Here is a 13,621-nt window from a genome sequence, read left to right on the forward strand (position 1 = left end):
GTTTTCGCAATAAATTTATACCTACAGCTTAATTTTTGATACAATATACATTGTGGAGGTGCCATATGACAGTAAAAGTTGAACATTTAACAGGTGGATATGGTAAACGACCTGTAATTAAAAATATAAATTTTGAACTCAATCAAGGAGAAATTGTTGGTCTTATTGGGTTGAACGGTGCAGGAAAGAGTACAACAATTAAACATATGTTAGGATTACTGACCCCAATGGAAGGTAGTCTAACTATTTCTGATATCAACATTAATCAAGATGTCGAGACTTATAGAAGGAAACTATCATATATTCCTGAATCGCCAGTCATATACGAAGAACTAACATTACAAGAACACATTTATATGACTGCTATGGCTTACAATATTAGTAGGGAAGAAGCAATGGAACGAGCACGCCCATTACTTAAGACTTTTAGATTAGAAGATGAGTTAGATATCTTCCCAAGTCATTTTTCTAAAGGAATGAAACAAAAGGTAATGATAATATGTGCTTTTATAGTAGATCCTGAACTATACATTATTGATGAACCATTTTTAGGTTTAGATCCTTTAGGAATCCAATCAATGTTAGATTTAATGGTTGAGAAAAAGAATGAAAATCGAACAGTTTTAATGAGCACACACATTTTAGCAACTGCGGAAAGATATTGTGATCGATTTTTAATCATGGATGAAGGCGAAATAGTTGCTTTCGGAAATTTGGAAGAACTTCGAAAGCAGACAGGTTTAGAAGGTAAAACACTAGATGAGATATACATCCATGTAACACAAGGTGGCAATAATTCATGATGCAGGATGCTAAGCAATTATTTTCTAGTAGAAAAAAAGAAATCAGTAAAGAAAAGCAATATTATAATAAATTTATTTTCAATGGTCATTTTTCAGTATTCCTTGTAATTTTATTAGGTGCATTTATATTAGGATATGGTGATTGGTTAAAATCTATTCCGCAACATATTAATTATGCTTTGATTGCGAGTGTTATTGTGGCTATTACCTCAATGTTTCCATTAAGGACTTTACTGAAAGATGCGGATAAGTTGTTTTTATTACCCTTCGAAAAAAATATGGAAATATACATGACACAATCGCTAGTTTATAGTTATTTTTCCCGAATAGGACTTCAGCTTTTAATTTTAATCGTACTATTTCCATTGTTTTTCGTAATAAATAACCGATCATTTGAATTTTATATACTGTTTGCTGTGTTAATGCTGGTTATGCCTTATTTAGGATTATTAGTGAAATGGCAATGGTACAAATATAAATTAGAAAGTTGGTCTCTCCATCTTGTATTATTTATCGTTTATGCTTCAGGATACTATGTTGCGTTAGATGCAAAAAACTTATCTAGCTTAACCTCTATATTCGTATTAATTGGATTAGCCATTTTGCTTAAATATCAAAATAAAAATCAATTATTCCCTTGGGAAAGAATGATTAAATCAGAACAACAACACCATATGAATTACTATAAATTTGTAAATATGTTTACCGATGTTAAGCATTTAAAGGAAACAGCAGTACGTAGAAGTTATCTTGATCCATTGTTAATTACGCCGAAAAATAAGAAATTTAATGAAAATTATATGTATCTTTATTTATTTATTAGAAGTTTTGCAAGAGGTAAAGATGCGTTTAACATAATATTAAGATTAGTTGTATTAGCGATGATTTTAATGTTTTGGTTAGCTCAACCATTAATTACTCTAATCATAGGTAGTCTGTTTATGTATATAGTTTTATTACAAATGGCTCAGTTTTATACGCAGCAAGCTTATGGCTTGTGGCCACAAGTTTGGCCGATTCCGGATACTAAAGTAATAAAAGGTTATGAACAATTTCTATATAGACTCATGTTTATTGTTGGGGTATTGTTTGTAATCGTTTATGCAATCACATTACCGATGTATAGTTATTATGGCTTGTTATTCTTTTTAGTAGGGTGGTTAACCATCAGAAATGTAGTCAAAAAACTTAAATATCAAGAATCATTATTAAAAGATTAAAAAAGTGGTCGTTACTCAATACATCATTAAATGAAATGAGCAACGACCATTTTATTTTGATTATGATCTTTACGAAAAATTAGTTATCATCGATTGGGAAGAGATATCTTTCGAAATAACTTGAATGTTGACCACTAGAGCCAAAGAATTGACTAAGCGCAAGTTTATCAAAATTATCTTTGAAAACAGAGGAAGCTTTAAAGTCTTCATAAGCTGTCCTGCTTTCAAAGCCAAAGTAAATTTTATAAGTTAACCCATGCTCTGGTTTTAAGAAACGGTAGCATCTATAACCTGCAAATTGTTTGAAATCAGTAGTTAAATTTTCTAATCTTTTTTCTAGTTGATAGGCATGATCTTCTGATGTCGGTACAAAGATTACAGAATAAAAATGGTTTGCGTTTAAGTCTCCCTCAGACTCAAGGATGTCATAAATTAAAGGCTGTTTTAATACTGATTTTTCATCTGTTTCTTCCAAAATTACTGAAGAATCTGATGCAGAAAATTGTAATAAGTTATGGTCAGGATTATTTAATCTGATTTGATTTAAATAACCAAACGTCCCATAAGATGCAAAAATTTTCATAAAGATTTTCCCCCTTGCTTTGTTTATGAAAGTATAGTTAACTACTATACCTTACTATAGATATATCTAATTTTTCAAATAGATATAAAATAAGCTTTGATAACATTATAATTGATTTCTATTATAAAACAATAGTCAAATGATTAAATCGTGAAAAGCTAACAGTTTGTCTTTTTTATGACATTTAAGCACAATGAAATACGAGTAATAATGCAGTATGGTATTATAGATAAGAATGATTACAATGTAGGAGGATTACAAGGTGCATAATAAAAATAATACAATCCTAAATATGATAAATGGTGAAACTGTCTCGCACACTCCAGTATGGTTTATGCGACAAGCAGGGAGGTCACAACCTGAATATAGAAAATTAAAAGAAAAGTATTCATTATTTGAAATTACGCACCAACCAGAATTGTGTGCATATGTAACACATTTACCTGTAGATAATTATAATACAGATGCAGCAGTACTTTATAAAGATATTATGACGCCACTACAACCAATTGGTGTAGACGTTGAAATAAAATCAGGCATTGGCCCTGTTATTCATAATCCAATAAAAAATATTCAAGATGTTGAGAAACTAGGCACTATAAATCCAAAACGAGACGTACCTTATGTTTTAGATACAATTAAATTATTAACTGAAGAAAAATTAAATGTACCTTTAATAGGTTTTACTGGCGCACCATTCACTTTAGCAAGTTATATGATTGAAGGTGGACCTTCAAAAAATTATAATTTTACAAAGGCAATGATGTATAGTGACGAAGCAACATGGTTCGCTTTAATGGATCATCTTGTTGACATGTCTATCACTTATACTGCCGCTCAAGTAGAAGCGGGTGCCCAAATCATTCAAGTATTTGATTCTTGGGTGGGTGCATTAAATGTTCAAGATTATCGTTATTATATAAAACCAGCTATGAATAAGTTGATTAGTGGTATAAAAGCAAAATATAATGTGCCAGTTATTTTGTTTGGAGTTGGCGCGAGTCATTTAGCCGATGAATGGAATTCTTTACCAATCGATGTTCTAGGTTTAGATTGGCGTTTATCTATTAAAGAGGCAAATGAGTTGAATATTAATAAAACGTTACAGGGTAATTTAGATCCATCTCTGTTATTAGCACCTTGGGACGTTATAGAAGAAAGACTAAAAGTGATTTTAGATCAAGGTATGGAGCACGGGAAACATATTTTCAATTTAGGTCATGGAGTCTTTCCAGAGGTGAAACCTGAAACTTTAAAACGAGTGACTACGTTTGTACATGAATATACACAAAGATAGTACGACATAAACATTGGCTACCAAGATTTACAAATACTTATGTCATATACATCTAAAATTTATTATACAAGAGGATGATTTAAAAATGACAAAAACGATAGGCTTATTAGTAATGGCTTACGGTACACCATATAAAGAAAGTGATATTGAACCATATTACACTGATATTAGACATGGTAAAAAGCCGACTGATGCAGAATTACAAGACTTAAAAGATAGATACCAATTTATAGGAGGACTGTCTCCTTTAGCAGGTACAACAAATAGACAAGCTGAAGCTTTACGAGACGCGCTCAATGAAGCATATGATGAAGTGCAATTTAAACTTTATATAGGCTTGAAGCATATCTCTCCATTTATAGAAGATGCAGTACAATCAATGCATGAAGATGGTATAGATGAAGCAGTTACGGTTGTATTAGCGCCACACTATTCAAGTTTTTCAGTGGGATCTTATAATACACGTGCCCAAAAAGAAGCAGATAAATTTGGTATTCAATTTAAACATGTAGCGCATTATTATCAACAGCCTAAATTTATACAATACTGGACTGAAAAAATTAATGAAACACTAACAAGAATTCCTCGTGAAGAGCACGATGAAACCGTCTTAGTAGTATCAGCTCATAGCTTGCCTAAAGGATTGATTGAGAAAAATAATGATCCTTATCCGAATGAATTGCATCATACTGCACAATTATTAGAGGAACAATCTGATATCATTCATGTGGCAGAAGGATGGCAATCTGAAGGTAATACGGGCACGCCATGGTTAGGACCAGATGTTCAAGATTTGACGAAATCTTTGTATGAAACACATGGATACAAGCATTTCATATATACACCAGTAGGTTTTGTTTGCGAACATTTAGAAGTATTATTTGATAACGATTATGAATGTAAAGTGGTTTGTGATGAACTAGGAGTAAATTATTACAGACCTTCAATGCCTAATACAGATCCATTGTTCATCGGTGCAATCGTTGACGAAGTAAAAAATGTTTATTAAAGGAAGCGTGAATTAATTTGGGTAAAAGTATCGCAATAATTGGTGCTGGTATTACAGGATTATCTAGTGCTTATTTTATAAAAAAATTACGTCCCGATGTAGATGTAACTATATACGAATCTTCTAATAGAACTGGTGGAAAAATCCAAACATATAGAAAAGATGGTTATACTATTGAGTTAGGTCCAGAATCTTATTTAGGTCGCAAACAAATTATGACTGATATCGCTCAAGAGATTGGTTTAGAAAATGATTTGGTTACCAATCAAACTGGACAGTCTTATATCTATGCAAAGAATAAATTATTTCCAATACCTGGTGGGTCTATACTAGGCGTACCAACAGATATAAAACCATTTTTAAAGACAAAGTTAATATCTCCCAAAGGGAAAATACGTGCTGGATTAGATTTATTTAAAAAGCCAACAAAAATGGATGGAGATATTTCTGTTGGCGCATTTTTCCGAGAACGTTTGGGTGATGAGGTACTAGAAAATCTAATTGAGCCCTTAATGGGTGGTATTTATGGTACAAATATCGATGATTTAAGTTTAATGAGTACTTTTCCCGAGTTTAAGCAGAGAGAAGAACAATTTGGTAGTTTGATTAAAGGCATGAGACATGAAAAAATACAGCGCCAAAAGCAGCGTCAATTATACCCAGGTGCACCTAAAGGACAATTTAAACAGTTTAAACATGGACTTAGTTCATTTATAGAATATTTGACTGAATATGTTGTCAATCAAGGTGTTGAAATTAAATATCAAACGCCAATTAAAGATATCATAATTACACAAAATAATTATGAAGTTATCAGTGGAGAAAATAAAGACACTTACGATAGTGTGTTAGTGACCACACCACATCAAACGTTTATGCAATGGTTTGGAAATGATCCTGCATTTGATTATTTTAAATCTATGGATTGTACAACAGTTGCCACTGTTGTATTAGCCTTTGACGAAAAAAATATTGAAAACACATACGACGGCACTGGCTTTGTCATTGCACGCACAAGTGAAACCGACATAACAGCTTGTACATGGACAAGTAAGAAATGGCCATTTACGACACCTGAAGGCAAAGTACTTATACGCGCTTATGTAGGCAAGCCTAATGATACAGTTGTAGATGATCACACAGATGAAGAATTAGTTAATATTGTTAAAAAAGATTTAAACCAGATGATGACATTTAAAGGTGCTCCAGACTTTAGTATTGTAAACAGATTACCTAAAAGTATGCCACAGTATCACGTCGGTCATATCAATAAAATTAAATCAATACAAACACATATTAAACAAAATTATCCAAAACTACGTATTACAGGTGCATCATTCGAAGCGGTAGGTTTACCTGATTGTATTCAACAAGGTAAAAATGCTGTAGAAGAGTTATTAGCAGAATTATAATAATTAAATAATAACAATTAACCGTACCATCTATTTATCGAATAGTTATATAGATGATACGGTTTTTTAGCTATGGATATATAATTATTTATAATTCAAATTAATATATGAGATAATGAAATAGTTGTAAAATTAGTATATTAGATAGCTAATGAGATTCAGATAAAGTGGGGGATATTTATGACTGATATCGTAATAGTACATTCAAAATATGGCGATGCATCAAATCATTGGTATGATTGGTTAGCAAATAATCTTAGATTAGAAGGTTATAATGTAACATTATTTAATTTACCATATGAAAAAGATAGCAAAATCGAAAAATGGATAAGTGAAATGAAGCAACAAATTCAAATTAATAAATATGAAACTTATTTTGTTACGCATGGCTTTGGTACTTTAGCATCATTAAAATTTATTGAAGAAGTGGATGTAAATTATATAGAAGGTTTGTTTAGTATTTCAGGATTTATGGAAGATGTTCAAATGCCGGATGAATTAGCTTACACAGAAAAATTTCAAATCGATTATGAACAAGTTAAAGAAAGAGTGGAATCTTTTTATGGTTTGTGCGCTAGAGACGATAAATACATATCATATGAAGAGACTAAAAGGTTAATGGATACATTAGGTGGAAAATGTAAAGTAACTGAATATGGCGGGCATTTTATGGAAGATGATGGATTCACAACATTTACAAGATTGCAAAGTAAAATGCAAGGTATTATGAGTCAATAAATAACAATCTTAAATAGAGTTATTTAGGTGGAAAGTCTATATCTATTGAACTATTGTTACTTTTTTTTGATTAATATAGTGTCTAAAAACTATAAAAAATTGACGAAGGTACTAATTTTTTATATAAAAAGGGAACTAAAATTAAAATAATATTATTATAAACCATTTTTACACAAATTAGTTTTTGAAACCCATTGACTAAACCATGAAATCTTTATATACTGAGTTAGTCTTATTTGATAGGTGATGTGCAAACAGCCACTATCATACTTAGTTTTAAAACTTATTAAGCCAATGTAAATTATTTTAAAAAAACGTTGACATTAAGTTAACATTTATGGTATATTTAATAGGTAGTCGTCATTAATAATATTAACGCGGGATGGAGCAGTTCGGTAGCTCGTCGGGCTCATAACCCGAAGGTCGGTGGTTCAAATCCGCCTCCCGCAATTTTCAAAAGGTCCCGTAGTGTAGCGGTTAACACGCCTGCCTGTCACGCAGGAGATCGTGGGTTCGAATCCCATCGGGACCGCCATTTTTAATTATGGTTCAGTAGCTCAGTTGGTAGAGCAATGGATTGAAGCTCCATGTGTCGGCAGTTCGACTCTGTCCTGAACCATTCTTTTGATTTTTACTTTGGCGGTTGTGGCGAAGTGGTTAACGCATCGGATTGTGGTTCCGACACTCGTGGGTTCGATTCCCATCATCCGCCCCATAATCGTTAAAATGCGGGTGTAGTTTAATGGCAAAACCTCAGCCTTCCAAGCTGATGTTGTGGGTTCGATTCCCATCACCCGCTCCATTATAATTATTCCACAGTAGCTCAGTGGTAGAGCTATCGGCTGTTAACCGATCGGTCGTAGGTTCGAGTCCTACCTGTGGAGCCATGGCCCCGTGGTCAAGCGGTTAAGACACCGCCCTTTCACGGCGGTAACACGGGTTCGAGTCCCGTCGGGGTCATACAAACAGAAGTGAAATATCGCTTCTGTTTTTTTATATGGAGAGTTGTCCGAGTTGGCCGAAGGAGCACGCCTGGAAAGTGTGTAGGCGCCACAAGCGTCTCGAGGGTTCGAATCCCTCACTCTCCGTACGTAAAAATTGATATAATAGGCTTTAAGAAGAGCAAGTGTCAAATATGTGCCAAGAGAATAATTCTCTGACACGTTGGCCTTGCTTTTTTTTATGTTCTTCTAACAAGTGAGAGTACGTATCTAAAGTTATTGATATGCTAGCATGTCCTAAACGTTTACTAATATATTCGATAGGTAAGCCCTTAGAAAGTAAATAAGATGTGTGAGTGTGTCTAAGTGAGTAGGGGGTTACATTATCATCATCTAATCCAATAACTTTTTTCGCGTGCTTAAAAGATTTATTTACTGCTGTATGACTTAAAGCAAATAACTTTCCATCAATTCTACGAGCTAATTTAGACAACTTAGAATTAATTAACATTATGTCTTTTTGATTCACTTCAACATCTCTTTTTGAATTTTTAGTTTTTGTACCAGGTAAATGTATAACACCATTTCCTTTATTTAGGTCATCGTAATTCATATTAATAGCATCACTATATCTTGCGCCTGTAATTGCTAATAAATAAAAAAAATATAACTTTGCTCATTTTTACCTTTAAAAAAATCAATCATGTTTAAATAATTTTTAATGCTCATATACTTAAAATGTTCCTCAAGCGACCACCAATTAAATGATTTAAACGATAAGTTAATATTCAAAATGTATCATGACCCAACGGTTGAATTGCGTTATTTTGTAGATGGATATATTAAAACGAAAGAGGGTTATATACACAAAGTAGATGTTCACACACAAATACTACATTTATATGAAGAAACTGGTTTCAGTAAAGTTAATTTGTTAGATATTGTGGAGATAAAATAGTTAAAAAAGATGGAAATTATAGTAGACGAACATGTACTAACGTGTTATAATAGTATTATGGAGGTGAGGGAGACAGTGAGTAAACAAAAAAAGCTCAAATGTGTAAGAATCACAATCAAGATAAACTTCTACTTTATCAAGATTGACTTCACATTCGAGCCATAAACAAAATGGGGAGTTCGCTCCCCTCTCATTAATAATATACAATATTACTCACTGCATTACAATGAAAATACAAATGAGTGTTAGAAAAACAACTAAAGTAGAAAAGAAAGAATTCATGATTGGTTTTTTAGTATTAGTAACAATTGTCTTGATTTTTAAGTGGGTGTTTTAAATGAACGCGATCAATGAAATATATCAAACTATACAAAAATTACTAGAATCTGAAATCACAGCTTACCAAATAGAAAAAGATACGAGTATTAGTCGTGCGAAAATTGGCAGATTGAAAAACGGTAAAAATGATTTAAATAATTTAAGCTTAGAAACTGCAGGGAAATTATACGAATATGCAAAAGCCCACCTGTATTAGGTGGGTTTTTTTGTTAAAATATTTTTGAAATGATTTGATAATTTTTCTAGTGAAGATGGATTTGAATATGTTGCATTATCTTTAGAATAATAATAAACGTGTCTGTTTTTATAAGCTTTTTGATTCTTCCATAATTCAGATTTTGTGAAATCGTTGGTTTCGACTTTACCTGAATCAGTTGGAATTAAAACATAATCCGCGGCGTATTTATTGTATTTTTCATACGGAACCTTTTTAAAGCCATTTTTAGCTAAGCCATCTTTTGCTCCTTTCGGGAAAGGAAACTTATATTCTTGGTAAATGATTGGTGTTCCTCTACCGAAGTTTTCTCCGAAAATTGACAGTTGTTTTGGTTGAATTTCCATAACCGTAAATGTTTTATTTTTACCAATTTTTTGTTCGATAGCTTGTCCATCTTGGCGCAATTGATTTTCTAAATCTTTAATTTGATCTTTGGCTTTTTGTTCTTTACCTAAAATTTTACCAATAGCTAAATGCATTTCTTTATATGAGTAATCTGTGTATTTGATAGGAATAGTCGGGGCTATCTTTTTATACTTTTTGATTTTAGTGTTAACATCGTAAGTTAAAATTAAATCGGGTTTTAATTTTGCAACGCTTTCTACATCTTCTGAACTAATACGTTTAGAGCCTTTTTCATTTACATATTTTGATTTTGGAAAGTCGGCGTCGATACCAACAGGTGTTACCCCAAGGTCTTTGAAGTTCCCTCCATTTGAGGTTAATACGACGATACGTTTTGGATTTTTTGGTATCTTAATTTTATCTCCTGATTTTGTTTCAAAGGTTTTTGTTTCCTTTGAATATGATGACTTGCTTTGTCCACATCCAGTGAGTACAAGTAATAAAGCTATAAATAAGACGATAGTTCTCTTCATAAAATCATTCCTTTTAGTATTTTAATTAATTATGAACTAATTGATATTTATTATCAATAGCGAAAGTGAAAAAAACGCCTAAATGAATAGACGGGTTGTTTTACGTGTCAAATACGTGTCAATTTAGTTATATTTCTTTAATTTTAGTTATAAACAAAATGCTGTTATTTAGCGTATTTAACCATTTTAATATGAATTAGAAAGTTAACTAATGCCCTCACTCTCCGTTAATTACATAATTTGAGCTTTCCTGAGACACCGTAACCCTTGATATAATAGGGTTTCGGTGTTTTTGTTTTGTATTACTTTTTATAATTTATGCCAACTTCATGCCAAATTGGCGTAAAAATTAATAAAACTATGTCAAAATTAAGGTTTCGTTGACGTAAATTGAAATAGAGGTACTTTTAAATGGCTACCCTCATATCACAAATATGAAGATAGCCAAAATACATTTTTTTTTTAGTGTTTACTTGACGGGGGTCAGTTCAGAATAGGTGGGTTTTTAATAATTTGGCAGTCTTAAATATCTATCCAACTTTTCTCATTACTTAATTAACTACATTTTATATTGATTATAGTTTTGTAAAAGTTGAAATAGACTTTTTATTTGGAGATTTAATAAGTACAAGTTTATTATTCTTTTTACAATAATTCCTGATATGCGATTATTTCATATTTTATGGCTATTTCTTTAATAAAGTTTTCATTCTATCTACTGCTCCTTGTATGTTCTAACTTATCTTCAATATTTTTGAAATCTTTTATGTTCTCCTTTCTTGTCTGAAAAAACGTGACGTTTTTTATATTATGTTACAAAAGAAGTATTAAATTGATTAAAGAGAACAAATGTTCTATTATATACTTGAGGTGATTACATGGAACCCAATTTAGATTGGAGTAAAACTTTTCAAGAATTTCAAGATATATTAAATTCAGGAATCAATCCAGAATGGCTTTATTCTACAAAAGCAAACATGATTTTGAATCCAGCATATACTGGGGAGGGTAAACAATTTTTCTTCACAAAGGATATTGTTAAAGCTAGTAAAATTATTTCATTCTTTTAAGTTAGTACTATGAAGATAACAAACTCAGACGCACCACGTGAATATAAACACGAAATTTACTTCCATAAGATATCTGGCGAAAGATTTATACTATTATTACCTTAAGGTTTATAGTTAATAGACAATCATTTATATAAATACTATTAAAGTAGTAGTCATAAATATTGCCGTAGTATTGTACGAAATTTTAAAATACCAATGCATTAGTTATTCTATTTTCTTGGCTGTTTTATTCTTTAAAAATATTTTGATTTTTATAATATAGGGTATTTATAATAAAGAATATCAATGGGGTGTTATTATTGTCTTTAAATGTAAATATAAATAGTTACTTAAAATTATTGGAAAATGAAAGTTTAACAGAACAAAGATATTATCAAGAAAAAAATTATATATCTAAGTTTTTTTACAAGTTGTTTAAGCATCCAAGAGATAAAAGAAAAGAATTACTATATTTAGATTCAATTGATGACGAGTCGTTTTATCAATTATTTAGCGCATACACCATAGGCAGTGAATTACTAACTATACCCGATTGTTTAAATGAAGATATAATGATTTACGGTAATATAGACGATTTTTTCAAAGATAGAGTTAAAATTATGAAAGATAGATTACCATTAAAACATGAAGCTGCAATCCATTTTAAAGATAAAGATTGTAATTTTGTTAAGGAAAGTTTACTTGCCTTTCAAGAAAAGTTTTGTCATCAAGATATATTTTAAATTTGTTGAAGCTTATTTGTGGTTTAATGCTTACGAAGCAATTGGTTTATCAGGTACAAACGAACAAAAATTTAGAAATGCTTTTTATAGATACAAAATATTTTCAGAAAGGATATGGTACTAAAATACTATAGTATCTAATTCAAGAAAACAAAGTTCATTATACTGACGTAAATAAAGATAACTATAATGCTGTAAATTTTTATATCAAAAATGGATTTAAAAAGTATAAAGAATCTCAATAGGATCAACGAGGAAGACATTATCCAATATTACACCTCAAGCTGTAAAGATTACTTAATGATATCGTTTTGAGCAAAGCGTTTGAATAGTTAGATGAGTTTATTTTGTGAAAAAAACTTACAGAAAGCTTTTTTAAATCTAATTGATTTGAAGACATTTTTTAATAATACTAATGTCGAAAAACAGACAAAATATAAATAATAATTATATTGTTTCCTCTATTTAAATTTGATAAAATTTTTAAAATTATGTCATTTTGACGCGTAGAGGAGAATTTAAAATGAAAGAAAAATTATCGTTTACTCAAATTATTTATGCTACTATCATTGGTGGGCTATTATCGGGAATAGTGAAATTAGGATGGGAAGTTATGCTACCGCCTAGGACCCCAGAGCGTAATGCAACTAATCCACCACAAGAATTACTACAAAAGTTTGGTTTTAGCTCAGATTTTACACATATGAGTTATCAATTTTCAGAACAATCAATGCCTTGGGTAAGTTTTATTGTTCATTTTAGTTTTTCAATAGCATTTGCGTTCATTTATATTATGCTAGTCAAATATTTTTCAAAAGTAGCAATTGGCTATGGTTCTATTTTTGGTCTAGTTGTTTGGATAGTCTTTCATTTAATTATAATGCCAATAATGAATATCGTTCCAAATGCTTTAGAGCAACCATTCCACGAACATGTATCTGAATTGTTTGGTCATGTTGTGTGGATGATGGTTATAGAATTTGTTCGTAGATATTTTGTATGTAAAAATGAGTTGAAGGTAAATAAATATTAATTCAAACATTTATTCGAATGAAAGGGATGTACTTTTATATAAGTGCATCCCTTTTTGATTCCGATATATGTATGACTAGTTAGTGTGTGCATTTATTGGGTAAAAGGATAATGCTTATTCCTTAGTGAATCATAATTTTTATGTACATACAATAGGGATTATTTATTGGTAGATTGAATGTACATATAATCTATGACACATACAAATAAGTGTTAGTTCTGTAAAGGTTATATAAAATAAATTTAAATTTAAAAATCACGGAGAAAACAATCCGCTTAATTTAAGAGGTGGTTTATTTTAATTTTTGTCGGCAGAAATTTTTCTCTTTGATACATAATTCGCCTGTTATTTTTGTTTGTTAAAAAATTGTAACAAATAAATAATAATTGCATTCTTAT

13 protein-coding genes, 8 tRNA genes and 1 pseudogene are annotated in these 13,621 nt (G+C 30.9%); 19 read left to right on the forward strand and 3 right to left on the reverse strand.

From position 1 onward, the window contains the following. Positions 1-65 precede the first annotated feature (65 nt). Complete coding sequence (gene ecsA, locus ACW5YJ_RS06890; RefSeq protein ID WP_017723161.1) at positions 66-803, forward strand: ABC transporter ATP-binding protein EcsA; 738 nt, start codon at positions 66-68, stop codon at positions 801-803. Then, a complete protein-coding gene (gene ecsB, locus ACW5YJ_RS06895; RefSeq protein WP_457338606.1) occupies positions 800-2,023 on the forward strand; it encodes an ABC transporter permease EcsB in 1,224 nt (407 codons plus the stop codon). Before ecsA ends, ecsB begins: the two co-directional genes overlap by 4 nt. A gap of 79 nt (positions 2,024-2,102) precedes the next feature. On the opposite strand, the gene ACW5YJ_RS06900 is transcribed toward ecsB, so the two are convergent. After that, on the reverse strand, positions 2,103-2,606 hold the full coding sequence (locus tag ACW5YJ_RS06900) for a signal transduction protein TRAP (RefSeq protein WP_107551665.1): 504 nt from the start codon (positions 2,604-2,606) through the stop codon (positions 2,103-2,105). Between the two features lie 262 nt (positions 2,607-2,868). Between ACW5YJ_RS06900 and hemE the strand changes: the two genes are divergently transcribed. The 12 genes from hemE to ACW5YJ_RS06960 all read left to right on the forward strand — a co-directional run bounded on the left by hemE (position 2,869) and on the right by ACW5YJ_RS06960 (position 8,150). Beyond that, positions 2,869-3,903, forward strand: a complete 1,035-nt coding sequence (gene hemE, locus ACW5YJ_RS06905) for a uroporphyrinogen decarboxylase (protein ID WP_017723158.1) — start codon at positions 2,869-2,871, stop codon at positions 3,901-3,903. An 85-nt stretch (positions 3,904-3,988) separates the two neighbouring features. Beyond that, positions 3,989-4,912 carry a ferrochelatase gene (gene hemH, locus ACW5YJ_RS06910; RefSeq protein ID WP_017723157.1) on the forward strand — a complete coding sequence of 308 codons (924 nt, stop codon included), beginning with the start codon at positions 3,989-3,991 and terminating at the stop codon, positions 4,910-4,912. A 17-nt stretch (positions 4,913-4,929) separates the two neighbouring features. Further along, on the forward strand, positions 4,930-6,324 hold the full coding sequence (hemY, locus tag ACW5YJ_RS06915) for a protoporphyrinogen oxidase (RefSeq protein ID WP_017723156.1): 1,395 nt from the start codon (positions 4,930-4,932) through the stop codon (positions 6,322-6,324). 180 nt (positions 6,325-6,504) lie between these two features. Further along, positions 6,505-7,062: an RBBP9/YdeN family alpha/beta hydrolase gene (locus ACW5YJ_RS06920; protein WP_017723155.1), complete on the forward strand. Its 558-nt coding sequence runs from the start codon at positions 6,505-6,507 to the stop codon at positions 7,060-7,062. Between the two features lie 376 nt (positions 7,063-7,438). Then, a tRNA-Met gene (locus tag ACW5YJ_RS06925) sits at positions 7,439-7,512 on the forward strand. A 9-nt stretch (positions 7,513-7,521) separates the two neighbouring features. Then, positions 7,522-7,597, forward strand: a tRNA-Asp gene (locus ACW5YJ_RS06930). An 11-nt stretch (positions 7,598-7,608) separates the two neighbouring features. Then, a tRNA-Phe gene (locus ACW5YJ_RS06935) sits at positions 7,609-7,681 on the forward strand. Positions 7,682-7,701: 20 nt separating this feature from the next. Continuing rightward, positions 7,702-7,777: transfer RNA gene (locus ACW5YJ_RS06940), tRNA-His, on the forward strand. A gap of 13 nt (positions 7,778-7,790) precedes the next feature. After that, positions 7,791-7,864, forward strand: a tRNA-Gly gene (locus ACW5YJ_RS06945). Between the two features lie 10 nt (positions 7,865-7,874). Then, positions 7,875-7,949: transfer RNA gene (locus tag ACW5YJ_RS06950), tRNA-Asn, on the forward strand. Position 7,950: 1 nt separating this feature from the next. Further along, positions 7,951-8,022 (forward strand) — tRNA-Glu (locus tag ACW5YJ_RS06955). A gap of 39 nt (positions 8,023-8,061) precedes the next feature. Beyond that, positions 8,062-8,150, forward strand: a tRNA-Ser gene (locus ACW5YJ_RS06960). A 25-nt stretch (positions 8,151-8,175) separates the two neighbouring features. Here ACW5YJ_RS06960 and ACW5YJ_RS06965 read toward each other — a convergent pair. Further along, positions 8,176-8,750 (reverse strand): annotated as a pseudogene (locus ACW5YJ_RS06965) (tyrosine-type recombinase/integrase); the annotation flags it as partial. A gap of 46 nt (positions 8,751-8,796) precedes the next feature. On the opposite strand from ACW5YJ_RS06965, the gene ACW5YJ_RS06970 reads away from it, so the two are divergent. Next, complete coding sequence (locus ACW5YJ_RS06970; RefSeq protein ID WP_241962529.1) at positions 8,797-8,961, forward strand: YolD-like family protein; 165 nt, start codon at positions 8,797-8,799, stop codon at positions 8,959-8,961. 337 nt (positions 8,962-9,298) lie between these two features. After that, a complete protein-coding gene (locus ACW5YJ_RS06975; protein ID WP_107552425.1) occupies positions 9,299-9,496 on the forward strand; it encodes a Trp family transcriptional regulator in 198 nt (65 codons plus the stop codon). Here ACW5YJ_RS06975 and ACW5YJ_RS06980 read toward each other — a convergent pair. After that, entirely contained in the window at positions 9,493-10,395 is a 903-nt protein-coding gene (locus ACW5YJ_RS06980; RefSeq protein ID WP_119604032.1) for an ABC transporter substrate-binding protein, read from the reverse strand. The genes ACW5YJ_RS06975 and ACW5YJ_RS06980 overlap by 4 nt on opposite strands. A gap of 878 nt (positions 10,396-11,273) precedes the next feature. On the opposite strand from ACW5YJ_RS06980, the gene ACW5YJ_RS06985 reads away from it, so the two are divergent. The 3 genes from ACW5YJ_RS06985 to ACW5YJ_RS06995 all read left to right on the forward strand — a co-directional run bounded on the left by ACW5YJ_RS06985 (position 11,274) and on the right by ACW5YJ_RS06995 (position 13,223). Then, positions 11,274-11,465, forward strand: coding sequence for a hypothetical protein (locus ACW5YJ_RS06985; RefSeq protein ID WP_017722221.1), 192 nt, complete (start codon positions 11,274-11,276; stop codon positions 11,463-11,465). Between the two features lie 302 nt (positions 11,466-11,767). After that, on the forward strand, positions 11,768-12,190 hold the full coding sequence (locus ACW5YJ_RS06990) for a hypothetical protein (RefSeq protein ID WP_119604033.1): 423 nt from the start codon (positions 11,768-11,770) through the stop codon (positions 12,188-12,190). A 523-nt stretch (positions 12,191-12,713) separates the two neighbouring features. Then, positions 12,714-13,223 carry a YagU family protein gene (locus tag ACW5YJ_RS06995; RefSeq protein ID WP_153672326.1) on the forward strand — a complete coding sequence of 170 codons (510 nt, stop codon included), beginning with the start codon at positions 12,714-12,716 and terminating at the stop codon, positions 13,221-13,223. Positions 13,224-13,621 lie beyond the last annotated feature (398 nt).

The sequence above is a fragment of the Staphylococcus sp. mip270_02 genome, assembly GCF_054031535.1.